The sequence below is a fragment of the Rhodococcus sp. FG69 genome (genome assembly GCF_057808915.1).
Genome location: NZ_JBMDIX010000013.1, coordinates 48280 through 71845 on the forward strand (window position 1 = coordinate 48280; position 23566 = coordinate 71845).

21 protein-coding genes are annotated in these 23566 nt (G+C 64.0%); 16 read left to right on the top strand and 5 right to left on the bottom strand.

Features of this window, described 5'->3' with window-relative positions:
• The first annotated feature begins 185 nt into the window (after nt 1-185).
• Together ACODSO_RS12455 and ACODSO_RS12460 are read left to right on the top strand one after the other, a co-directional pair.
• Nucleotides 186-854, top strand: a complete 669-nt coding sequence (locus ACODSO_RS12455; protein ID WP_489037212.1) for a DUF8020 domain-containing protein — start codon at nt 186-188, stop codon at nt 852-854.
• 46 nt (nt 855-900) lie between these two features.
• Entirely contained in the window at nt 901-1527 is a 627-nt protein-coding gene (locus tag ACODSO_RS12460; protein WP_489037213.1) for an FHA domain-containing protein, read from the top strand.
• Here ACODSO_RS12460 and ACODSO_RS12465 read toward each other — a convergent pair.
• The gene (locus ACODSO_RS12465; RefSeq protein ID WP_489037214.1) at nt 1510-2448 is read right to left on the bottom strand and encodes an alpha/beta fold hydrolase; all 939 of its coding nucleotides are present in this window, start codon (nt 2446-2448) and stop codon (nt 1510-1512) included. The two genes, ACODSO_RS12460 and ACODSO_RS12465, sit on opposite strands and share 18 nt — an antisense overlap.
• Nucleotides 2449-2679: 231 nt before the next feature.
• Between ACODSO_RS12465 and shbA the strand changes: the two genes are divergently transcribed.
• From shbA to ACODSO_RS12485, 4 genes are all read left to right on the top strand, one after another.
• Nucleotides 2680-3255, top strand: coding sequence for an RNA polymerase sigma factor ShbA (gene shbA, locus ACODSO_RS12470; protein ID WP_489037215.1), 576 nt, complete (start codon nt 2680-2682; stop codon nt 3253-3255).
• Nucleotides 3256-3321: 66 nt separating this feature from the next.
• The gene (locus ACODSO_RS12475; RefSeq protein ID WP_489037216.1) at nt 3322-4290 is read left to right on the top strand and encodes a hypothetical protein; all 969 of its coding nucleotides are present in this window, start codon (nt 3322-3324) and stop codon (nt 4288-4290) included.
• Nucleotides 4287-5558, top strand: coding sequence for a hypothetical protein (locus ACODSO_RS12480; RefSeq protein ID WP_489037217.1), 1272 nt, complete (start codon nt 4287-4289; stop codon nt 5556-5558). Before ACODSO_RS12475 ends, ACODSO_RS12480 begins: the two co-directional genes overlap by 4 nt.
• Before the next feature lie 77 nt (nt 5559-5635).
• The gene (locus ACODSO_RS12485) at nt 5636-7285 is read left to right on the top strand and encodes a purine-cytosine permease family protein (protein ID WP_489037218.1); all 1650 of its coding nucleotides are present in this window, start codon (nt 5636-5638) and stop codon (nt 7283-7285) included.
• Nucleotides 7286-7366: 81 nt separating this feature from the next.
• Here the strand turns inward: ACODSO_RS12485 and ACODSO_RS12490 are convergent, their stop codons facing one another.
• A complete protein-coding gene (locus ACODSO_RS12490; RefSeq protein ID WP_489037219.1) occupies nt 7367-8167 on the bottom strand; it encodes a crotonase/enoyl-CoA hydratase family protein in 801 nt (266 codons plus the stop codon).
• A 2-nt stretch (nt 8168-8169) separates the two neighbouring features.
• Nucleotides 8170-9132 (bottom strand): hypothetical protein, encoded by a 963-nt coding sequence (locus ACODSO_RS12495; protein WP_489037220.1) that lies wholly within the window; start codon nt 9130-9132, stop codon nt 8170-8172.
• A gap of 91 nt (nt 9133-9223) precedes the next feature.
• On the opposite strand from ACODSO_RS12495, the gene ACODSO_RS12500 reads away from it, so the two are divergent.
• On the top strand, nt 9224-9805 hold the full coding sequence (locus ACODSO_RS12500) for a TetR/AcrR family transcriptional regulator (RefSeq protein ID WP_489037221.1): 582 nt from the start codon (nt 9224-9226) through the stop codon (nt 9803-9805).
• 83 nt (nt 9806-9888) lie between these two features.
• Here ACODSO_RS12500 and htpG read toward each other — a convergent pair whose 3' ends face one another.
• Nucleotides 9889-11814, bottom strand: coding sequence for a molecular chaperone HtpG (gene htpG, locus ACODSO_RS12505; protein ID WP_489037222.1), 1926 nt, complete (start codon nt 11812-11814; stop codon nt 9889-9891).
• Nucleotides 11815-11987: 173 nt separating this feature from the next.
• On the opposite strand from htpG, the gene ACODSO_RS12510 reads away from it, so the two are divergent.
• From ACODSO_RS12510 to ACODSO_RS12545, 8 genes are read left to right on the top strand one after another with little or no spacing between them, the layout of a single operon-like run.
• Entirely contained in the window at nt 11988-13088 is a 1101-nt protein-coding gene (locus tag ACODSO_RS12510) for an MBL fold metallo-hydrolase (protein ID WP_489037223.1), read from the top strand.
• 26 nt (nt 13089-13114) lie between these two features.
• Complete coding sequence (locus ACODSO_RS12515) at nt 13115-15535, top strand: HAD-IC family P-type ATPase (protein ID WP_489037224.1); 2421 nt, start codon at nt 13115-13117, stop codon at nt 15533-15535.
• 45 nt (nt 15536-15580) lie between these two features.
• On the top strand, nt 15581-15769 hold the full coding sequence (locus ACODSO_RS12520) for an antitoxin (RefSeq protein WP_068377589.1): 189 nt from the start codon (nt 15581-15583) through the stop codon (nt 15767-15769).
• 60 nt (nt 15770-15829) lie between these two features.
• Nucleotides 15830-17467 carry a Na+/H+ antiporter gene (locus tag ACODSO_RS12525; protein ID WP_489037225.1) on the top strand — a complete coding sequence of 546 codons (1638 nt, stop codon included), beginning with the start codon at nt 15830-15832 and terminating at the stop codon, nt 17465-17467.
• 20 nt (nt 17468-17487) lie between these two features.
• Nucleotides 17488-18651 carry a lipase family protein gene (locus ACODSO_RS12530; protein ID WP_489037226.1) on the top strand — a complete coding sequence of 388 codons (1164 nt, stop codon included), beginning with the start codon at nt 17488-17490 and terminating at the stop codon, nt 18649-18651.
• The gene (locus tag ACODSO_RS12535; protein ID WP_489037227.1) at nt 18652-19824 is read left to right on the top strand and encodes a sensor histidine kinase; all 1173 of its coding nucleotides are present in this window, start codon (nt 18652-18654) and stop codon (nt 19822-19824) included.
• Nucleotides 19821-20645 carry a LytR/AlgR family response regulator transcription factor gene (locus tag ACODSO_RS12540; protein WP_489037228.1) on the top strand — a complete coding sequence of 275 codons (825 nt, stop codon included), beginning with the start codon at nt 19821-19823 and terminating at the stop codon, nt 20643-20645. Before ACODSO_RS12535 ends, ACODSO_RS12540 begins: the two co-directional genes overlap by 4 nt.
• Nucleotides 20642-21010 carry a DUF485 domain-containing protein gene (locus ACODSO_RS12545; RefSeq protein WP_489037229.1) on the top strand — a complete coding sequence of 123 codons (369 nt, stop codon included), beginning with the start codon at nt 20642-20644 and terminating at the stop codon, nt 21008-21010. Before ACODSO_RS12540 ends, ACODSO_RS12545 begins: the two co-directional genes overlap by 4 nt.
• On the opposite strand, the gene ACODSO_RS12550 is transcribed toward ACODSO_RS12545, so the two are convergent.
• Entirely contained in the window at nt 21007-21669 is a 663-nt protein-coding gene (locus ACODSO_RS12550) for a GAP family protein (RefSeq protein ID WP_489037230.1), read from the bottom strand. The two genes, ACODSO_RS12545 and ACODSO_RS12550, sit on opposite strands and share 4 nt — an antisense overlap.
• 75 nt (nt 21670-21744) lie before the next feature.
• On the opposite strand from ACODSO_RS12550, the gene ACODSO_RS12555 reads away from it, so the two are divergent.
• Nucleotides 21745-23487: a sodium/solute symporter gene (locus ACODSO_RS12555; protein WP_489037231.1), complete on the top strand. Its 1743-nt coding sequence runs from the start codon at nt 21745-21747 to the stop codon at nt 23485-23487.
• Nucleotides 23488-23566: the final 79 nt, after the last annotated feature.

The window sequence follows — 23566 nt, forward strand, 5'->3', positions numbered from 1 at the left end:
TACCGATTAGCGACCCTTGGGAATCGTCAATTCCGTTCTGTCCCTTTGGAGTAGAGCTGTTCCACTGTTAACCCTGTAGTCGTGTTACGTGCCCCGGTCGGCCAGGTTTCGGTCCCCGCCGGCCCGTTAGCTGTGCGCCGCACCCAGATGGGTGCGCGCACGTACACACCTGGAAGACGGGGAACATGAAGATCGGAAAATTCGCAGCAACGTCGGCATTGGTGATCGCGGCCATGACGACTGCAATGGGGACCTCGTACGCGGACCCTGCTCCCGCCCCCGCGCCGGTGGGGTGGAACGTCAGTGCCGCCGGTGACCAGGTCATCGTCGATACGTCCGCAGGAACGCTCAGCAACGAGAACAATCACCTGGTCGTCCGCGACGCCGGCGGCGCATTGGTGGACTCGGTTCCGCTGTCCATCGCCTTCGATGGACTCGCGCACCCGGTCGCAGCGGACATCGACGGCAATCACGCTGTTCTGACCGCCGACGTGTCACCGGCAGCTGCGACGCCGGCCTCGACTCAGATTCCCGGACTGCAGCAGGTCGACCTCCCGGCTGCGGTCGCGGGAACCAAGGACAACATCGGACTGTCCGCCTCGGTCGGTGGATTTCTCGGTGCGGCAACAGGTCTCGTCGGTGGATGCCTTCTCGGGGCCATTGCCGTCGGCGTCGTCTCCGCGCCGGCAGCGCTGCTGTTCGGTGCAGGACCGGTCGCAGGATGCATCGGCGGTGCCTTGCTTCTCGGTTCCACCGCATCGCTCGCAGGTACCGCCATCGGCGGCCTCAGTGCCATCGCCAGCAATGCGGGACCGTTCATCACGCTGCTGAACGCTCCGCCCGTCAAGAAGTAGCGCTGTTCGTCTTGCTCCGGCCTCCGTGCCGGAGCAGGATGTAGCGGTGGTTCTTGGTGACCGGGATAGCGCGCGTCTGCAGTACGAGGGCGACGGAGGAGTGCGCCGCGAAGTGCTGCTCTTACCCGAGCGCGCTCGGCTGACCCTGGGCCGATCGTCGCAGGCGGACATCTCGTTCGCCGACGACAGCGAGGTGTCCCGGCTGCACGCGGCGGTCGAGTGGATGGGAGGGCACTGGACCATCGTCGACGACGGCCTCTCGCGCAACGGCACCTACGTGGGTGGGGACAGGCTCACCGGTAGACGACGGCTGCGGCACGGAGACACCATTCGCATCGGCACATCCCTGCTCACGTTCCATGACTTCTCCGGCATCGGCGACGAGGCCACACGGATCGCGTCGGAGATGCCGGACACTCGATCGCTCACCGAGACACAGCGGGCCGTTCTCGTTGCGCTGTGTCGCCCGTACAAACACAACGCGACCTTCGCGAATCCGGCGTCGAATCAGCAGATCGCGACGGAGATATTCCTCAGCGTTGATGCCGTCAAGACGCACCTGCGGGTGTTGTTCGCGAAATTCGGGGTGGAGGATCTGCCGCAGAACGTCAAGCGGGTCAGGCTGGCCGAGCGCGCCATCCAGAGTGGAGTGATCTCACAGCGCGACCTTTAGTGGTGCTGTCACCGACGTCTGGGCGAGGAGGACAGCGATAGCGTCGGCGACCTCCGTCGCACGCTCGAGGATCACCATGTGCCCGGCATTGTCGACTGTGACGAGGCGAGCGGCGGGGAGATTGTCGGCGATCGCCTGTGAGTGACGCAGCGGTGTCATCAGGTCGTCCGACCCGCACAGCACCATCGTCGGAACCACGGCGAGAGCCGACAGCGACTTCGATTCGTCGAAATCGTGCAGCGAGCCCAGGAATCCCGCCATCGTCACGACCGACGTCTCGTTGAGCATCGCCGACGCCAATGCGACGACCCGGGGACTCACTCGACGTGATCCACAGCCGGCTGCACGCATGATCGGTGCGCAAATTCCCCTGCTCAGGCGCTTCGATGCGCCCATGACTCGTGGCGCCCGCCTCACGACGGTTCGGAAGAGTGAGACAGCCGGATGCGCCAGGCACGCGCCGATTCCCTCCTCGGCGATTCCGTGTGCTGCCGTCGCCACCAGCCCGACGCCGACCAGGCGATCACCGAGCTCGGCGAGGTGCTGGCGGACGTAGGACATGATCGTCATTCCGCCCATGGAATGTCCGACCACGATGTATCTGCCAGTGGGAACCATCGTCCTGACGATCGCTCCGAGGTCGAGTCCGAGCTGCTCGATCGTGTACGAGTCGGTATCGGCAGCCGAGGACGAACCGTGGCCGCGGTGGTCGTAGAACACCATGCGAATGTCCTCGCCCCACGTCTTCTCCAGCGCCGCGGCCACGTCGAACCACGACTCCTTGGCCAGGCAGTGGCCGTGCACGAAGACGACGGTCATGGAGGCATCCTGCGCGCCTGTTTCGTACACGGCGAGAGCGGTGCCGTCTTCGGTGACCACTGTGGATCGACCGCGGCTTCTACTGCGTGTTCGCTCGCTCATGCTCGTCTCCGATGCGCTGCAGGTGTGTAAGAGTGTTCGTCGGCGCCGGGCGCCGCGTTACGTGATGTTCATTCTGCTTGCGCGGTTTCGCATCGGGACCCTCCCGAAGAGTGCAAGATGCCCGCCCCGTGGGGTGGCTTTCCTCACCCTGGGGTGGGTACTCACCAAGCCGCCGGTGAAACAGGATCGAATCACACAAGAAACGCAGGGTGAGCAGGGAGGACTGAGGCGATGACGAACGACGACATCGTGGACATGCTCGAGGCGCGAGTTCCACTCGCGGTGGGCGGGGACATGGCAGCTCTCTCCGACGTGATCGGGTTGGTCAGGCCCAAGCTGAAGCGTTACTGCGCGACCCGGGTGAGCAACTCGGAGGTGATGGCAGACGACGTCGTTCAGGATGTCTGTCTGGCTCTTGTCTCGGCGATTCCGAAGTACCGCGACGTCGGCAAGCCCTTCATGGCGTTCGTATACGGCATCGCGGCGCACAAGATCGCCGATGCTGGACGGAAAGCCGCATCACGTCGTGCGTATTCGCTCGAATTGGTGATCGAGGAACCGTTCACCGAGGAGTCGCCTGAATCACACGCCGTCGAGGGTGAATTGCGAAGCCACGCAAGTGCTTTGATGGACACCTTGCCGCCGAGGCATCGAGAGATCGTGCTGATGCGGGTGATATGGGGGATGACGGCTCCCCAGACCGGACGAGCCCTGGGCATGACCGCGGGCGCAGTTCGAGTGGCGCAGCACCGCGCCATGACTCAGCTGCGTGCAGAACTGTCGAACTTCTCGTTGCTGACGGCGTGAGTCCGTCGACCATTTGCCCCGAGACCCGAAATCGGGTCGAACTGATCGGTATGCTTCGCTGAGCGAATGGAACACAGCGACGAGCTCGATTCCGGTCGGGTGAAGCGGAGGCCGACCTACGCCCAGTCCATCGTTGTAGGCGTCGTACTCGCATTCGCAGTGGCGGCTTTCCTGCGGCAGGCGCTACAGGAATCCGGTGCCGCACAGTCGGCAGCGTTCTACGTCGGGATTCCCGCAATCGTTGCCGTCATCGTGGTGCTGTCCGCCCCTGGACGCAGCGCCGTCGGCATCGTGATGAAGGTGATCACGGTTCTTCTGTTGATGTCGATGATGCTGTTGGGTGAGGGTTTCATCTGCGTCATCATTGCGGCACCCATCTTCTATCTGGTCGGTGCTCTCGTGGCGCTTGCCGTGGAAAAGATCGTCCCGGGGCGTGACGACAAGACCGGTCTGCAGATCGTTGCAGTGCCGGCGCTGATGGTTCTCGCCTCGATGGAAGGCGTCGTGCCTGCCACGACGTTCTCGGGCCCTACGACGGTGTCTGCAGCCAGGGTGCTCGATGTCGGTTCTGCCGAGGTCGAAGCTGCCTGGGAACGGCCGTTGGATTTCGACGGCACGTCACTGCCGGGAGTGTTGTCGTGGGGATTTCCGCAACCGCAGTCCGACAGCGGTGGAGCTTTGGAGGTGGGTGAACGCCGCACCGTGTCGTTCACCGGCGCGCACCATCGACCACTGTTCGTCGCCGACCACCATTGGGGCGAGCACGCCACCGAATTGATCTTCGAAGTCGTGGACCGAACGCCGAACTCGGCCAGGCTTCGTATCGTCGACGACACCACTCCCATCTCGTCGTGGTTGACCTGGAATGTCGCCGACATCAGTTGGCGCACAGTCGACGGCTTGCGCACCTCCATCGAACTCGACTTGACCTACACCCGAGAACTGGCCCCCGCCTGGTACTTCGGTCCGATCGAGAAAGCCGTCACCGAGCGGGCAGCAGAATATCTGATCGATTCGCTCGACCTGAAATCGTGAGTGTCGAGACGGGTCTGTCCGTCGCAGCGCTTCGTTCCTTCGCGAGCCTGGTGCCGATGCTGCTTGCCGGGACGTTGTGGCTGACTGCGACACGACGGGTCAGAGGCGCCGCCTTCCTGTCGATGCTGTGGAACGTGGTGGCGCTGATGTTGGTGAATGCTCTTGCCGTTCAGCAACAATGGTGGAGCTTCGGCACCGAGGGCGCCATGTGGGCGGGCGTGCCCGTCGATGTGATTCTGGGATGGGCCGCGCTGTGGGGTGCGGTGCCGGTCTTGTCGATGGAATGGGTGCGACCCGAAGTCACCGTGTGTGTTCTGGTTGTCGCCGACGTATTCGCAATGGGCAGCCTACGGCCGCTCGTCACGCTGGAGTCGACGTGGTGGTGGGGCGAGTTGCTTGCCGTTTCGGTCGCATTGGCGCCTGGCGTCGTGCTCGGAGTTCTGACGGCGCGCGAGCGCGCACTTCGAGTGCGGGCGAGCCTGCAGGTCGTCCTTTTCGGCATGCTGATCGGCTTCGTGATTCCCACTGTCGCGTTCGAGCTCGGGGGAACCGGGTGGCTCTTCCGGCTCCGGGAGGTGGGCGGCGTGTTCGATTGGCTCTTGATTCAAATCGGTGTCCTGATATCGATCTTCGCGCTTCGTGCCGTCACCGAATTCGCGACGGTGGGCGGTGGTACTCCGTTCCCGTGGGATCCGCCGAAACGAATGGTGGTCATCGGGCCGTACGCGTACGTGGCCAACCCGATGCAAATGTCCGCGGTCGCGCTCCTGGTGATCGCTGCGGCGCTGTTTCGGGAGCCCTCGATTGTCGTGGCTGCCGTTGTCGGTGTTGCCTTCGGTGCTGGTCTTGCCGCGTGGCACGAGCTCACCGAGCTCGACGACAGATTCGGTCCGGCGTGGCTCGACTACCGCGCGTCCGTCCGAGAATGGAGTCCGCGATGGACGCCCGTGAACCTGGCGCCGGCAACTCTCTATGTGTCGGTCACGTGCGACCCGTGTTCGAGGGTCGGGCAGTGGTTCGAACGCAGGGCACCGACCGGGCTCGTCGTCGCGGCGGCCGAAACACATCCCGACGAGCTCACTCGGGTGCGGTACGAGGGAGCGGTCACGCTGACCGGCACCCGCGCGGTCGCAGCCGCGCTCGAACACGTGTCGCTGGGGTGGGCGCTGGTGGGATGGACGATGCGCGCGCCGGTCCTAGGCTGGTTTCTGCAACTGCTGGTCGACGCCTGTGGGGGAGGTCCGCGCACGATCGATGCGTCCGATTAGCCGGTTTTGTCCGTTCATGTAACAGCGCCTGTACTTTGCGTGACGTCGGCGACATGTGCCGCTTCTACCGTCGTTCCATGACCGCTGTGCAGCCCGCGCCGACCGATACGGCGCTGAAGGAAACGCTAGAGGACTACACGCTGCGCTTTGCGCCGCGTAGCTACCGCAAGTGGGGCACCGGCGTCGTCGCCACGTCCGCGCTCGGCGGAATCGCCTACCTCGCCGACTTCGCGATCGGCGCCAACATCGGAATCGCGTACGGCACCGGAAATGCGCTGTGGGGCATTCTGGTGTTCGCGGTCGTCATCTTCCTGACCGGGTTGCCGCTGGCCTACTATGCGGCCCGATACAACATCGATCTCGACTTGATCACTCGTGGAAGCGGATTCGGTTACTACGGTTCCGTCGTCACCAACGTCATATTCGCAACGTTCACGTTCATCTTCTTCGCGCTCGAAGGTTCGATCATGGCGCAGGGCCTACAGCTCGGGCTGAAGATACCGTTGCCGATCGGCTACGCAGTGTCCACCCTGATGGTCATCCCTCTGGTGATCTACGGGATGAAGGCGCTCGCGAAGCTGCAGGTCTGGACGACCCCGCTCTGGCTCGTGCTGATGGTGTTCCCGTTCATCTATCTGGTTGCAGCGCATCCGGATTCGGTGGGCACGTTCATGGCCTACGGCGGCGCCGACGGTGCCGAGGGTAAAGGTGTGAACTTCGGCTCGGTCATGCTGGCTGCAGGCGTGTGTCTCTCGCTCATCGCGCAGATCGCCGAGCAGATCGACTACCTACGGTTCATGCCGCCCAAGACACCGGAGAACAAGCGGCGCTGGTGGACCGCGGTACTGCTCGCAGGCCCCGGCTGGGTGATTTTCGGTGCATTGAAGCAGGTCGTGGGGCTGTTCCTGGCGGTCTACCTGATCGCGAACGTCGCCGACGGTGCCTCCATCGCGAACGAGCCGGTTCATCAGTTCCTGGAGATCTACGAGAACATGATGCCCGGTTGGCTTGCCATGACACTCGCGGTGATCCTGGTCGTGATCAGTCAGATCAAGATCAACGTGACCAACGCGTACTCCGGTTCACTCGCGTGGACCAACGCGTACACCCGCGTCACCAAGACCTATCCGGGCCGCATGGTGTTCGTGCTGTTCAACCTCGCGATCGCGTTGATTTTGATGGAAGCGAACATGTTCAGCTTCCTCAACGACATCCTCGGGTTCTACGCGAACTGCGGAATCGCGTGGATCGCGGTCGTTGCATCGGACATCGTGTTCAACAAGTACATCCTGAAGCTGTCGCCGAAAGTGCCCGAGTTCCGACGCGGCATGCTCTACAACTTCAATCCAGTCGGCTTCGTGTCGATGCTTCTCGCTGCCGGGCTGGCGATCCTGACATTTTTCGGCGGACTTGGCGGTGCTCTCGAGCCGTACTCGCCGATCGTCGCACTCGTCATCGCGATCGTCATGCCGCCGATCCTGGCCGTCGCGACCAAAGGGAAGTACTACCTGCGTCGCACGGACGACGGGATCGACCTTCCGATGTTCGACGAGCATGGAAACCCCTCGGATGCAACGCTTCTCTGCCACGTCTCGGGTATGGAGTTCGAGCGGCCGGACATGATCCGATCGGCGAAGACGGGTCCGGAAGGGGAGATCTTGTATATCTCCTCGCTGTCCCTGAGTACCGACAAGACGGGCGAGCACATTCTGCCGGAGCAGAAGTAGCCGCTCCGCCTGGTGTCGGGCGGCTCCGCCGCCAGTGGCACGGTTAAGTGCGTTGGGGTGCACTCAACCGCGCTACTGGAGCTACCTACCCTCGAACCTCGGATCCCTGCGTTCGAGCATCGCGTTCACAGCCTCGGAGTGATCCGACGTCGTATGCGCAATGGCCTGAAATGCCGCGGAGAGTTCCAGAAGACTGTCCAGGCTCTGATGCTGCCCTTCTCTGAGCAGCTTCTTGGTCATCCGCAGAACCTGCGGCGGGTTGGCAGCTACGCGATCGGCCAAAGTGTGTGCGGCGGCGAGTAGTTCGTCGGGCTCGACCACTCGGGATACCAGCCCCCACTCCAACGCCGTCGTCGCGTCGATTGGCTCACCGGTGAAGGCCATCTCGCTCGCCCGCGCCATCCCGATTGCACGGGGCAGGAGCCATGCGCCGCCGTCGCCGGGGATGATTCCGACCTTGACGAAACTTTCGGCGAACTTGGCCGTCGTCGACGCGATGCGCAAATCGCACATCAACGCCAGGTCGCAACCCGCACCGATCGCAGCACCGTTGACGGCTGCAATCGTCGGGATCTCGCAGTGGTACAGCGCTTTCGGTATACGTTGGATCCCGTGCCGGTAGCCCTGCCGAAGCTCGGCCGGGCTCCCGCCGAACATCCCTTCCTTGTCGCGCATGTGTTTGACGTTGCCGCCGGAAGAGAACGCCGAACCGGCTCCCGTCAGAATCGCGACGCGCACGCTGGGATCACGGTTCGCGGCCAGCACCGCGTCTTCGAGGGCATCGATCGTCTCGATCTCCGAGATCGGATTCCGAGCGTCGGGGTTGTTCAGCGTCCACACCAGGACATTGTCGCGGCGTTCGATCAACAGCGGTTCGGTCATGACTACAGTGCAACACGCGCCGCTTCGGGCATCGACGACGCGGGCACCGTCGAGTGTGCCGAGGCCGTGATCTTTCGGTGTCCCACCACCATGAAGACGACACCGGCCGCAATCCACGACGCCAGAACCCACCAGGCCTGGGCCGTCGCAGCGTCGGGGAAGTAGGAGAGATTGCGCATGAGAGTCGCCCCGGCTCCCGGCGGGAAGAACTGGCCGACGACGCCCCATGGTGACGGGAGGAATTGCCACGGCGCGGCCGCGCCCGAAATCTGGTTGCCGAGGAACATCATCACCACGGCGACGACGCCGATGCCTGCCGGTCCGACGACCGAGGTCAACCCCACGATCGGAGCGCTGACAGCCAGCACGGCCATGGTCACCGCTGCGACCAGTGCGAGGGTGTCGCCCTGCAATATCCCGAACCACTCCGCCGCAATGGCGACGATGACGACGCCGGCACCCACGCCGTACGCGGCAGTGGCGAGGAGGCGTCGCCACACTCCGCGGACGAGCATCGAGATGATCACGCCGCCTGCAATACCGCCGATGACGAGCGGAAACGTCATCGCGGACAGACCCGCGCCGCGGGCGTCGGACGACGCGAACGGCACCACGTCGGTTGCCGTGGTGTTCAGGCGCGCAGCCACCGAGTCGAGCATCTGCCCGACGACAGTTCCGTTGGCTGACGAGCTGAGTACCTCGGGTTGTGTGCCGAGCACGATCGCGCCGTAGGCCGTGCGCGAGTGAAGCTGCGCGATTGCGTCCTCGCGCGACGTGGCGGGGAGGACGTCGAATTGCCGGGACAACTGGCTGGTGACAGCGGGATTGTCGCCGACGACGGCGATCGGGATGTCGTGGACGGTCGATGTCACGGACGGCCACAGGAATGCCAGTACGACGAGGGCGAGGATCGCGGATCCGGTGAGGGCCACTGCTACGACGCGTGGCCATGGGGTGAGGTTCATGCCAGCTCCTTAAAAAACGAATAATCGTTCTTTTATAGTGAGCGCGATGCTGAGAGTTGTCAAGAACGAGCATTCGTTTTTAATATGAGGTGTGCCCAAAGTCAGCGATGTCCATCGCGAAGAACGCCGCCGTCAGATCATCGATGCGGCATTGACGTGTTTTTCCCGGTCAGGTTTCGAGGGCACGTCGATGGCGGAGATCATCACCGAGTCCGGATTGTCGGCCGGGGCGATCTACAGCTACTTCACCAGCAAGCAGGACCTGATCGTGCAAGTCACCCGGGATGTGCTGCAGTCTCGGGCCGACGATCTCGACGGCCTGGAGAAGCAGGACCCGCTGCCACCACCGGCGGTGGTCGTGAGGATCTTCCTCAACGGGATGACCAGGGACCTCGGCAATCCGAGCATTCTCGTACAGATATGGGCGGCAGCGGCGGCCGATCCCGACAATGTGTCGACCGTGTCGTCGGTTGTGGTGGAGCTGCGATCGCTGTACGAGCGATATCTGCGAGTGTGGTTCGAGAGCAAGGGTTTCGACGATGCCGACGCGCGTGCGCATGCCCTCGCGCCGCTTGTTGTCGGTCTCTGTCAGGGGTTCATTCTGCAGTCGGTCTTGATGCCGGACTTCGACGCGGACGCCTATCTGGCTGCCCTAGATCTGCTCCCACTCTGACCCTCCGGGTCAGTGGCACGGTTAAGTATGCGGAGCACACTTAACCGCGCCACTGGGGGCGGAGCCCCCAGAAACCTGGCGAGCTAGACCGTCCTGGTCAGCCGATCGGCCAGCAGTCGGGAGAACTTTGCCGGATCCTTGAGCTCGGTCCCCTCGGCGAGAAGCGCCGTGGCGTAGAGCAACTCGGCCGTCTCGGCGAGGTTGGGATCATCGCTGCGATCCTCGCGAGCCTTCTTGAGCCCAGTGACCAGATCGTGCGTCGGGTTCAGCTCGAGGATGCGCTTGGACGTCGGAACGAACTGTCCCGACGCCTTGTACATCTTTTCGAGCTGCGGGGAGAAGCTGAATTCATCACCGACGACGCAGGCGGGTGATGTGGTCAGGCGTGAGGACAGGCGAACTTCCTTGACGTCTTCGCTCAGCGTCTCGCTCATCCACTTCAGCAGGCCTTCGAACTCTTTGTCCTGCTCTTCGCGCTTGGACTCGGCGTCCTTCTTCTCCTCTTCGGTGTCGAGGTCGACCTCGCCCTTGGAGATGGACTGGAAGGACTTGCCGTCGAAGTCGGGAACATTTCCAACCCATACCTCGTCGACCGAGTCGGTCAGCAGAAGAACTTCCAGGCCGCGAGCCTTGAACGCCTCCATGTGCGGCGAGCTTTCGATCTGCTGACGAGACTCACCCGTCATGTAGTAGATCTGCTCCTGGCCGTCCTTCATCCGGTCGACGTACTCGGCGAGAGTGGTCAAGCCCTCTTCACTGTTGGTCGAGGCGAACGACGAGACCGTCAGCAGCGTCTCGCGGTTGTCGGTGTCGGAGATCAGGCCTTCCTTGAGCGCCCGGCCGAACTGCGACCAGAATGTCTGGTACTTCTCGGCATGCTCGTTCTGCATTTCCTTGATCGTCGAGAGGACCTTGCGAGTCAGACGACGACGGATCGCGCGAATCTGACGATCCTGCTGCAGGATCTCACGAGAAACGTTGAGCGAGAGGTCCTGTGCATCGACGACGCCCTTGATGAAACGGAGGTACTCGGGGAGCAGCTCCTCGGAGTCGTCCATGATGAAGACACGTTTGACGTACAGGTGCACGCCGGTCTTGCCTTCGCGCATGAACAGGTCGAACGGCGCCTGCGACGGAATGAAGAGCAGCGCTTGGTATTCGAACGTTCCCTCGGCCTTGAATGGGATGACCTCGAGCGGCTCGTCCCATGCGTGGCTCACATGCTTGTAGAACTCCTTGTACTCCTCTTCGGACACTTCGTCCTTGGGGCGAGTCCATAGGGCCTTCTGCGAGTTGATCGTCTCGGTCTCGATCGTGACGGTGTCCTCGGCGCCTTCCTCCTCGGACTTGACCCGCTTCTCGACGTCGATCCGGATCGGCCAGGCGATGAAGTCGGAGTACTTCTTGACGAGCTGCTTGATCTTCGATTCCGACGCGTAGTCGTAGAGGTGGTCCTCTTCGTCGGTCGGCTTGAGATGCAAAGTGACCGAGGTACCCTGCGCCGCACCGTCGACGTCGGAGATCTCGTAAGTGCCCTCACCGGAGGACTCCCACCGCGTCGCGGTGGCTTCGCCTGCCTTACGGGTGAGAAGTGTGACCTTGTCGGCCACCATGAACGTCGAGTAGAAGCCGATGCCGAACTGGCCGATCAGCTCCTCGGATGCGGCAGCGTCCTTGGCTTCCTTCAGTTTCTTGCGGACCTCGGCGGTGCCGGACTTCGCCAGCGTGCCGATGAGGTCGATGACCTCCTCGCGCGACATGCCTATGCCGTTGTCGCGGATCGTGAGTGTCCGGGTCTCTTTGTCGATGTCGACCTCGATATGAAGGTCGGAGACGTCGACGTCGAGATCCTTGTCGCGGTACGACTCGAGCCTCAGCTTGTCGAGGGCGTCGGACGCGTTGGAAATCAGCTCCCGGAGGAAGCTGTCCTTGTTCGAGTAAATGGAGTGAACCATCAGGTCCAAGAGCTGACGTGTCTCGGCCTGAAATTCGCGCTGTTCGGTGGTCATGATTGTGTGCGATCTCCTTCTAGAGCAAAACCGTCGCAAGTAGTCTACTTGCGAGCTGCGGCGAGAACGCTGCGGGACTCGTCTCCCGTTACCCATTGTCCAGCGTTAAGCCGAGCGAGAACATGCCCGGCTCCGAGGCCTCGCCGCGTCGCACCTCACCTACTGTGGAGTGAGTGACGAACTCGAAGATCGTGCCGATCGCGCTGAGCGTACTGAGTGCGGCCTTTGTCGCTCGGGCCGCATGGGGTCTGCCGACGCAAATCGGCGCCGGCACCGCCAAGATTGCGCCGTACGCCGCCAATTCGGCTCGGTATCGCGATCGCAAGTTCCACAACAGCGAACCGAGCTCGAGCTTCACCGGTGGCGGTGACGAGTCGATCCTCGTCTCGTTCCTCAGACGTCGATCGCAGGGCAAGCCTCTGCGACCCATTCCGCTCGCACCTCACGTAGCACCCGTGAACGCCGGCGAGATCGCAGTGACCTGGTACGGCCACTCGTCGGTGCTGGTCGAACTGGACGGTCGACGCATTCTCGCCGATCCCGTGTGGAGCAACCGGGTCTCTCCGTCGCAGGCCGTCGGGCCCTCGCGGCTGCACCCCACACCGGTTCGGCTGGACGCGCTCCCGGCCGTCGACGCGATCGTCATCTCCCATGACCACTACGACCACCTCGACAAGACGACGATTCAGCGGTTGGCCTCGTTGCAGAGCGCGCCCTTCGTCGTCCCGATCGGAATCGGCGCCCATCTGCGTCACTGGCGAATTCCCGAGGATCGCATCATCGAACTCGACTGGGACGAGCAGACCGAGGTTGCCGGGCTCACCATCACCTGCACCGAGGCCCGGCACTTCTCCGGGCGCGGTCTCAAACGCGACCTGACGCAGTGGGCATCCTGGGCGTTCGCAGGACCGAAACACCGCGTGTTCTTCGGCGGCGACACCGGCTACACGGTCAAGTTCGCCGAGATCGGCGCGCAGTACGGCCCGTTCGATGTGACCCTGCTTCCGGTCGGCGCCTACGACCCACGCTGGGCCGACATCCACATGAACCCGGAAGAGGCAGTGCGCGCACACGGCGATCTCGGCGGCGGCCTCCTGGTTCCCATCCACTGGGCCACGTTCAACCTCGCGTTCCATCCGTGGTCGGAGCCGATAGTCCGGCTGAAGGCTGCAGCCGAAGACGGCGGCGTCGACACGGCTGTGCCCATGCCGGGCCAGCGCATCGACGGCTCTCGCCGCACGCACGACGATCGGTGGTGGGCGCGCCTCGGCTGAGCCGAAGAGCACCTAGGCTTACCCCCATGTCGATCGAGGCGGACGCACAGCGAGACAGCGGGCTCACCGAGGCGCAGGTAGCGCAGCTTCGGTCCGAAGGAAAATCGAACGACGTCCCCGCACGCGCAAGCCGCTCGGTCAAGGACATCGTCAGAGGCAACGTCTTCACCCGAATCAACGCGATCCTGGGTGTCCTGCTGATCATCGTCCTGTCGACGGGTTCCATCGTCGACGGCATGTTCGGTCTGCTGATCATCGCGAACAGCGGCATCGGCATCATCCAGGAGATCCGTGCGAAGAAGACTCTCGACGAGCTCGCAATCGTCGGGCAGAGCAAACCCGTGGTACGACGCGACGGTGTGGCACGTGAGATCGCGCCGAACGAGGTGGTCCTCGGTGACGTCATCGAACTCGGTCCAGGTGATCAGATCGTCGTCGACGGCGTGGTCATCGAGGCGTCGAGCCTGGAGGTCGACGAGTCCCTGCTCACCGGCGAAGCGGATGCGGTTCACAAGCTCGAGGCGGATCAGATTCTGTCGGGAAGCTTCGTCGTCGCGGGAAGCGGTGCCTACCGTGCGAGCAAGGTGGGCCGCGATGCCTATGCTGCCCAATTGGCCGAGGAAGCAAGCAAGTTCACGCTCGTGCATTCCGAACTGCGCAGCGGCATCGACAAGATTCTGAAGTTCATCACGTACCTGATGATTCCTGCCGGGGCACTGATCATCTACAACCAGCTGTTCTCCTCGGGGCAGTCACTCGGCCCGGCGCTCAACGGCATGGTCGCGGCGCTCGTGCCGATGGTGCCCGAGGGACTCGTTCTGATGACGTCCATCGCATTCGCGGTCGGCGTCATTCGCCTCGGCCAGCGCAAGTGCCTCGTGCAGGAACTTCCCGCGATCGAAGGCCTCGCACGCGTGGATGTCGTGTGCGCCGACAAGACCGGCACGCTCACCGAGAACGGAATGCGCCTCGCCGAGCTGCGCGTCGTCGACGAGAGCGATACCAGCACGTTGACGTCGGTTCTTGCTGCCCTCGCGCACGACGACCCTCGTCCCAATGCCAGCGTTCTCGCCATCGGGGAAGCGTTCGACAACGACCCTGGTTGGACCGAGAGTGCGGTTGCCCCGTTCTCGTCGGCGAAGAAGTGGAGCGGGCTGTCGTACGGTGAGCACGGCAACTGGCTGCTCGGTGCGCCCGACGTACTGCTCGACCCTGGTACCGACATCGCCCGCCAGGCCGAGGATGCAGGTTCCGCGGGTCTGCGCGTTCTGCTGCTCGCCAGCAGCAACCTCCCGGTAGACGACGATGCCGCCCCCGGCGTCGTGACGCCTCGGGCGCTGGTGATTCTCGAGCAGAAGGTGCGTTCCGACGCCCGCGAGACGCTCGAGTACTTCGCGAGCCAGTCCGTCGCGGTCAAGGTCATCTCCGGGGACAACGCCGTGTCCGTCGGCGCAGTCGCCGGTTCGCTCGGTCTCGACGGGCATCCGATCGACGCTCGGGACCTCCCCGAGGACATCGAGAAGCTTGCCGACACCGTCGAGAATGCGACGACGTTCGGTCGGGTACGTCCCGACCAGAAGCGTCGGATGGTCGGGGCTCTGCAGTCACGAGGGCACACCGTCGCGATGACCGGCGACGGAGTCAACGACGTGCTCGCACTCAAGGACGCAGACATCGGTGTCGCCATGGGGTCGGGCAGTGCGGCGACCCGAGCCGTCGCGCAGATCGTGTTGCTGGACAACAAGTTCGCCACCCTTCCCTACGTCGTCGGTGAGGGACGACGAGTGATCGGCAACATCGAGCGGGTCTCGAATCTGTTCCTCACCAAGACCGTCTACTCGGTGCTGTTGGCCTTCCTCATCGGCCTGTCGGGTGTGCTGTCGCAGGTCTTCCACTTCGAGCCGTTGCCGTATCCGTTCCTGCCACGGCACGTGACGATCGCAGCGTGGTTCACTATCGGCATCCCGGCCTTCGTCCTGTCGTTGGCACCGAACAACGAACGGGCCCGCTCCGGGTTCGTGCCGCGCGTCATGCGCCTCGCAGTGCCGTCGGGAGTGATCGTCGGTGTCGCGACATTCGTGTCCTACCTGCTCGCATATCAGGGGCCCAGCGCCACCGAACAGCAGGTCACGCAGGCCAGTACGACGGCGTTGATCACCTTGATCATGATCGCCGTGTGGGTGCTCGCCGTCGTAGCGCGGCCCTATGTGTGGTGGAAGATTCTGCTGATCGCGGGATCGATCGTCGGCTACCTCGCGCTCTTCACAATCCCGTTCTGTCGAACGTTCTTCAAACTCGACCCGTCGAACATCGCGTTGACGACGTCGGCGGTCGTCATCGGTGCAATCGGCATCGTCGCAGTCGAGGGCGCCTGGTGGATCAGCGCGGCTCTGCACGGCGAGAAACGTCGGCTCTTCGGAGCAATGCCGGTCGCAGGCACGAAGTAAGCTTGCGTCTCGCCAGTTCTTTCACTCAACGAGATGGAGCGAAAAATGAGTTTCGCAGACAACCTGAAGGGTCTCGTCGGCAAGGGCAAGCAGCTTGCCGCCGAGAACTCGGACAAGATCGAGGACGTAGTCGACAAGGCCGGTGACTTCATCGACGACAAGACCGGTGGAAAGTACGCCGACAAGGTCGACAAAGCGCAGGACGCCGCCAAGAAGGCGATCCCGGACAAGTAGAGCGGGTCGTATGTGCGCGTCAGCTGCGCGTCCGAGTACAGCTGACGGCACAATCTAGCTGTGGACGGACCGGTACTACTTCTCGTCGTGATCGCGGCCGTCGCGGTCGCGGGATTCGCCAAGCGCCTGGACCTTCAAGTACCGCTTGTGCTCGTGGCGACCGGATCGATTGCATCGTTCGTGCCCGGCGTCCCACATGTGACGCTGGCGCCCGAACTGATTCTCGGGGTGGTTCTACCCCCGCTGCTGTACTCGGCCGCGCTCGACTTCTCGTTCGTCAGCTTCCGGAAGAACCTCGGCCACATACTGCGGCTCGGGGTCGTGATGGTGATCGTCACTGCCGTCGCTGTCGGCTACTTCGCAAATTGGCTCGCGCCCGAGCTGACTCTCGGTGCTGCCCTGGTTCTCGGCGCGGTGGTCGCTCCGCCGGATGCGGTCGCGGCAATCGCCGTCGGACGCAAGCTCGGACTACCGTCTCGAATGATGGCAATCCTCACCGGGGAGAGCCTCGTGAACGACGCCGCCGCATTGACCTTGTTCACGCTGGCGGTGGCATCGGTGACCGGGAAGAAGATCGAGATCGATTCACCCGTGTTGTTCTTCGCCTACGAGATCGTGGGCGGCGTGATCGTCGGGCTCATCCTTGCCAGGATAGTTCGCTTCGTGCGATCCCGCATCCAGGACTCGGCACTCGAAACCGTTCTCGGCCTTGTTCTTCCGTTCGCTGCCTATCTCGCTGCCGAAGAGATTCACGCTTCGGGTGTGTTGGCCGTCGTGACCGCCGGATTCGTTCTCGGCAGGGTGACCGCCGACGTCGCGGTGACGACTCGCATCCAGGAGCGTCAGGTTTGGCCGCTGATGGATCTGCTGCTGGAAGCGTTCGTGTTCGCATACATGGGCTTGCAGTTGAAGTCGGTGATCCAGGAGGTCGAGCGCGATGGCCTGCCGGTGCTGCACATCTTCGCGTACGCCCTGCTGATTCTCGCCGTGGTGATCGCTGTCCGCCCCGCATGGATCTTCGTCAACACAGGCCGGCGTGCGATGACGCGCAAGACCGTTCGCCGAAAACGTGCCGCCGAATCCGATGCGTTGGGTCTGACCTGGAAGCAGAACCTGGTGCTGTCCTGGGCGGGCATGCGTGGGGTCGTGACCCTGGCAGCAGCATCCGGTGTTCCGCTCGCGACGGTCGCCGGCGATCCGTTCCCCGGTCGAGCAGTCATCCAGGCTGTCGCCTTCGTCGTCGCCGTCGGCACGTTGCTGATTCAAGGGTTGACCTTGCCGCTGTTGATTCGTCGACTCGACGTAGCAGACCCGCTCGAGCAGCGGCAGACGGACGAGCAGCAGGCCCTCGCACGGGCGATTTCACGCTCGGCGGCCGAGAAATATCTGTCCGATGCCGCGGTTAACGGAATCCCCGGTGCCAGCACGGAGTCGGTGCAGGCCGTACTCGAACGGGTCCGCAGGTCGGTACGGGCCAGACTCGACGCCGACGAGACGGAGGATCGTGAGGAGCGGGTCGCCGCCGCCGGTGCCGTGTTCGACACCCTGCGTCGACATGTACTTGCAGCTCAACGCGATGCGTTGGTCAAGGCCCGAGATTCCGGCGAATTGGACGACGAAGTGTTGCGAGCGGTGCTCGACGGCTTGGACGTGGAAGAGGCGGCGGCAGAAGCGCGCCTGGAACGGCGGAACAGATAGTGCAGACCTCTCATAGCCTCATGCTCGTTCTGGCCGCAGCCTGCCTGGTCGCCAGTTGTGCAGAGCCGCAGGCGGTTACGACGCCACCCGCTGAATCGGCACCGGCGCCGCCCGTCGGCGACGAGCGGGGCGCGATCGTGTCGCGGGTGGAGATGGGGCATACCGATCTGGCCGTGCGCTTCCTCGGGGCCACGGCCACCCGCGTCGTGTACCGGTCCACGTCCCGTGGCGCCGATCGTGGCACGGAGGTGTCCGGAGTGATCTTCACTCCCAGTGGTGTTCCGCCGGAGGGTGGTTGGCCGATCGTGTCCGTCGGACACGGCACCACCGGTGTCACCGACGAATGTGCGCCGTCGCTGTACCCGAATCTATTGGGAACCATCGGAATGGCCGCGCCGTTCCTCGAGCGTGGAATGGTCGTTGCCGTCACCGATTACGAAGGCATCGGCACGCCTGGCCCGCATCCGTACCTGGATCCGGATGCAGCGGCATACAACGTCGTCGACGCTGTCCGGGCCGCGAGGAACATCGTTCCCGGTGCGGGGACCCGTTGGGGTGCAATCGGTAATTCGCAAGGTGGACAAGCTGTCTGGGCTGCCGCAGAAAAGAGCGACTACGGCGACGGGCTCGAACTCGTGGGTAGCGCCGCGTTGTCACCCGTGCTGAACATGGCACCGATGTTCGCCGCGGGCCACACCAACACGCTGCCGCAGACCCTGTTGACGCCTTTTCTGGTGGAAGGGCTGCAGTACCGGCATCCGGACGCCGCGGATACGGAGTTCATTCGTGGCGCACTGGTCACCGACCAGCGGGCACTGACTGCGTGCACGGATCTGCTCGGAGTCCAGAAAGCGGAGGCGGCGACGCGGCTCCTCCCGAGCGATGCGACACCCGAGACCGAGGCGTCGCGCGTACGGATGGTCGACTGGTTGACCTCAGTGGCCCTTCCGCGAGAGCCGTCCGAGGTGCCACTGCTCGTCGTGGTGGGGGAGCAGGATCAGTTGATCGACCCGAAGTGGACACGTGATGCCGTCGGGCAGGCATGCTCGATGGGTGACGTCGTCGCCGAACGCCTGGAGCCGGGCCAAGGGCATTCCGACCAGGCTGCGGTCTACGCCGGAGTGACCTGGTTGTCCGATCGATTCGCGGGCCTGCCTGCCCCGAACAGCTGCCCGGGAGGCTGAATGACATCCGCGCTGCTGTGGTTCGCGGTACTGGTGGCCTGCGCGATCGTCGCCGTCGCCATCATCAGTCTCCGGGGTCGACGCGATCTGACGACCCCGGAAGAGCGTGCCGTACATGCGACGCTGCACACCGCGTCGATGGCCGCACGGCCGCTGCGCCGAGGACTCGACCCCGAGTCGGCGGCCGAGGCCGCTCCACATCTACGCGCATTGACCGGTGGTGATGCCCTCGGGATTGCCGACGCGGACGCCGAACTGCTGACGTGGAACGGACCCTACGACGAGCTGATCGACACATTCACCGCGGCAGCGAAGCGTGCGGTCGACGGCGAACGTCGCGTACTCCTGCTGGGCCCGCTCGGAAACGATGACGCCGTGCGTGCGCTGATCGCTCAGCCGCTGCTTGTCGAGGACGTCGGGGTCGTCGGAGTGATCGGCGTCGTGACCCGATCGGTGCCGGGCCCGGGAATGCTCGGTGCCATCACCGAGGTCGCGCGGTATGCATGCGGACAGATCGAGCTCGCCGAACTGGACGCATCCCGGGCCAGGCTCGACCGAGCGGAAGTGCGCGCACTCCGCGCACAGATCAGTCCGCATTTCATCTACAACGCGCTCGGAACGATTGCCTCGTTCGTGCGTACCGATCCGGATCGGGCGCGGGAGCTGGTGCTCGAGTTCGCGGACTTCACCCGCTACTCGTTCCGGAACACAGGTGAGTTCACTGTCCTCGCCGACGAGCTACGCAACATCGACCGCTATCTCACGCTCGAGCGTGCACGTTTCGGCGACTCCTTGCAGGTCACACTGCAGGTGGCGCCCGAGGTGCTGAACGTGGCGCTGCCATTCCTGGCTCTGCAGCCGCTGGTGGAGAACGCAGTGCGGCACGGCCTGTCCGGGCGGGCAGGTGGCGGCACCATCACGATCGTCGCTGCCGACGAAGGAACGGACTGCCTCATCAGCGTCGAGGACGACGGTGTCGGCATGGACCCGGACCTCCTGCGCTCGGGGACGCTCGATTCGGAGGAAGCGGCGCACGTCGGTCTGTCCAATGTCGACGATCGACTGCGCGCGGCCTTCGGCAACGATTACGGTCTCGTCGTGGACACGGCACTCGGCTCAGGGACCAAGGTCAGCATGCGGGTGCCCAAGTTCAGAGCGGGGATTCGGGCATGATCGGCGCCTCTGGCAGCATGACGGGGGTGGAGACTGATGTGTCCGGTCTCGTCGTTCTCGCGGTCGACGACGAGAAGCCCGCTCTCGACGAGCTGGCCTACCTGCTGAACAGGCAGGACATGGTGGCCGAGGTGAACACTGCTGCCGACGCGACCACTGCTTTGCGACGCCTTCAGCATCCGGTCGGTCCATCGTCGCCGGCGATCGATGCGGTGTTCCTCGACATCAACATGCCGGGTCTCGACGGCTTGGAGCTGGCGGGCATTCTCGCGAATTTCGCCCGTCCGCCCGCAGTGGTGTTCGTGACTGCGCACGACGATCGCGCGGTTGCCGCGTTCGACCTCGGTGCCGTCGACTATCTGCTCAAGCCGCTGCGTGAAGACCGCCTGACCGAGTCGGTGCGTCGCATCGTCACCGCAGGGCGACGCCCCGAGACGCAGGAGCCGGCGCTGTCGGACGAGATCATTCCCGTCGAACTGGGGGGTACGACGACGCTCGTGCACCGGGCGAGTGTGGGATGGGTCGAGGCCGACGGCGATTACGCCCGACTTCATACAACGAGCGGTTCGCATCTCGTGCGGATTCCGATCTCCACTCTCGAAAGCCGTTGGGCCGACGTCGGTTTCCTTCGTGTGCACCGGTCGTATCTGGTGTCGCTTTCGCTGGTGACGGGGATCAAGAGCGTGGGGTCGGGGTTGGTCGTATGCCTGCGGCGAGAGGGGGCGTTGGCCGCTGTCGAGCTACCGGTGAGCCGGCGGCACACCCGTGAGCTGAAGGATCGGCTCGTTCGAGGGCCGTTGCAGTCGTGGTCGAGTCGGTGACCGACGGTCGAAAGCTTCCCCGGGAACGCGTCGTACTGGCGCGTCGGCGCGGTGCCCGAATCGTGCGCACACGCGTCGAAGTGCAGGAACAGACCGAGGTCGGCGACGCGATGGTGCGTTCTCTGGTGCGAGCACAACTCTGGCTGTCGGTTCGGCTCGCCGCGCTGACCCTGTGCATCCTTTTCGCGATTCCACTCGTCGGGCTGTTGGTTCCCGCCTATTCCCACGCCACTGTGTTCGGAATTCGGTTGCCGTGGTTGATTCTTGGCGTCGCCGTCTACCCGCTACTCCTCGGGGTCGGCTGGGTGTACGTACGACGGGCCGAGCGCAACGAGCACGAGTTCATCGACTTGATGGATGACTAGAGGGCATTGAGTGTCACGTACAGACCCAGAGCGCACAGAATCACCGTCATCATGACGTCGCTGTGCCTGACGAACCCGCCGACGAACGCATCGAGTGGCCTGCGCGCGCGGTCGCCGAAGACGAGCAACGCGAGCGCCGGCGCGGCGACACCGAGACTGGAGACCGCTACGAACACCACCGCGGCCACGATCTGCGCGGTCACGACCGTCGTCGCGTCCACGATGACCGCGACTGCGGACAGCGCGATGACGACGCTCTTCGGATTCACCGAACCGAGCAGGAACGCGGTTGCAAGAGCTTTCCCGCCGGTGAGTCCGCGCGCCGACCGAACCCAGCCCGGTTCATCGGCTGCAGGGCCGTGCCGAACGAGCCCGAAGAGTCTTCGCACGCCCAGAGCTATCAACCCGACACCGAGGGCCAGGCGCAACCACCGCACCCAGGCGGACGAGTCGACGGCCAGCACTGCAGTGTCGACGAGCAACAGTCCGGTGGCGGTGACGGCAGCCACGCCGGCCAGCCACCCGGCCGTGAACCGAGCAAGTACGGTGCCGGTGTTCAACGTCGACAGACCTGCTGCCATCGCCGTGGTGGGTAAGTGCGCCAACACTGCACCCACAGCGAAGGGAAGCGCGGCAGTGACGGCCCCTGCTACGGACATCACGTGGTCCTCGGCGTGTGCATCGTCGCATTGTTCCACGTTGGACTTCGTACAAGACCAGGAAATACGCGTCCAGTGAACGGCCAGTCGATTCCGGTGATCACGGTGATCGCGCTGCTGCTCGCTGCGGTGGCGACCGTGGCCATCGGAATTTACGGGGTCCGGCTCGCCCGTACCACCTCGGACTTTCTGGTGGCTTCTCGTACGGTGGGGCCGAAATGGAACGCCGCGGCGATATCCGGCGAATATCTCTCGGCCGCTTCGTTCCTGGGCGTCGCGGGACTCATCGCGAAGTACGGCGCTGATGCGTTGTGGTACCCGATCGGATTCACCGCCGGATACCTGGGTCTGCTGCTGTTCGTCGCGGCCCCGCTGCGGCGAAGCGGGGCGTACACGGTCCCGGACTTCGCAGAATTCCGGCTCGGATCGCTGCTGCTCCGCAAGCTCGCCATGTTCGTCGTCGTCGTCATCTGCGCCCTCTACCTGGTTCCGCAGTTTCAAGGCGCCGGGTTGACGCTGAACATTCTGCTCGGCGTACCCGGGTGGGTCGGTGCAGCCGTCGTCGGCATCATCGTCATCGGGAACGTGGTGGGCGGCGGCATGCGTTCGATCACGTTCGTTCAGGCTTTTCAGTACTGGCTGAAACTGACTGCAGTCGCCGTGCCGGCCGTCGTGCTGGCACTGCATTTCTTCGCCGACGATCGGGCCGTCGGCAGTCCGGCCCCGCCGACGGTGGACCGTGTGACAACAGTGGACATCAGCACCGACGTTCTCGTGCAGGTTGATTCGCCGATCGAGGTGACGGTACGCGGGACGGTCGACGGCGAGGGTGTCGACGGCAGGATTGCGCTCGATGCCGGGACCCACGAACTCGGTGAGGGCACATCGCTGGTTCTCGACGCGGATTCACCGGTGCCTGTCGTGGCGGGTGCACCGTCCTCCGATCGTGAATGGGCCACGCCCGGTGGCGGTCTCGGCGGAATGCACCCCCTGTACCAGGTCTACTCGCTGATCCTCGCGACGTTCCTCGGCACGCTCGGCCTGCCGCACGTACTGGTCAGGTTCTATACCAATCCGGATGGGCGTGCAGCCAGGCTGACCTCGCTCACCGTTCTCGGTCTGCTCGGCGTGTTCTATCTGTTTCCGACGCTGCTCGGTGTCTTCGCGCGGATGTACGTGCCCCAGTTGCTGATCACCGGGACCTCCGACGCTGCGGTCTTGTTGTTGCCAGGTTCGGTGCTCTCGGGAGTGGGCGGTCAGTTGCTCGCAGCGCTGGTCGCGGCCGGCGCTATCGCGGCATTCCTGTCGACATCATCGGGCCTGTTGGTGAGCATCGCCGGGGTGCTGAGCACAGATGTGCTGAAGGGGCGAGTTCGCGACTTCAGGATCGCTGCGGTGCTGGCGGGGGCAGTGCCGCTGGTGCTGTCCCTCGGACTGGTATCGCTCGATCTGTCTCGAACAGTTGGACTGGTGTTCGCGGTCGCCGCGTCGACGCTGTGCCCCTTGTTGGTGCTCGGCATCTGGTGGCGCGGTTTGACCGCCGCGGGAGCAGCGGCCGGGTTGGTCGGCGGCGGAACGGTGTCGCTGGTCGCCGCGTCGTTGTCGGTCTTCGGTATTCCGGATTCCTGGCTCGACGGCTGGGCGGCCGCGATCCTGGGATATCCGGCCGCCGTGAGTGTTCCCCTCGCCTTCGGCCTGATGTACGCCGTCAGCAAGGCCACCGCTCGGTCGGTTCCGAGCGATGTCGGAAGCATTTTCACTCGGCTTCATGCGCCGGAACGTCTCGGCGTCGGCCGTGATCGGGAGCGCGAGCTCTAGCCGAACGAGCTCCCCGTTCATCGTCGTCAGATGACCGCTCGGCGCAGAGTCCGACTACTGGCCGTGTGACTGGCGCCAC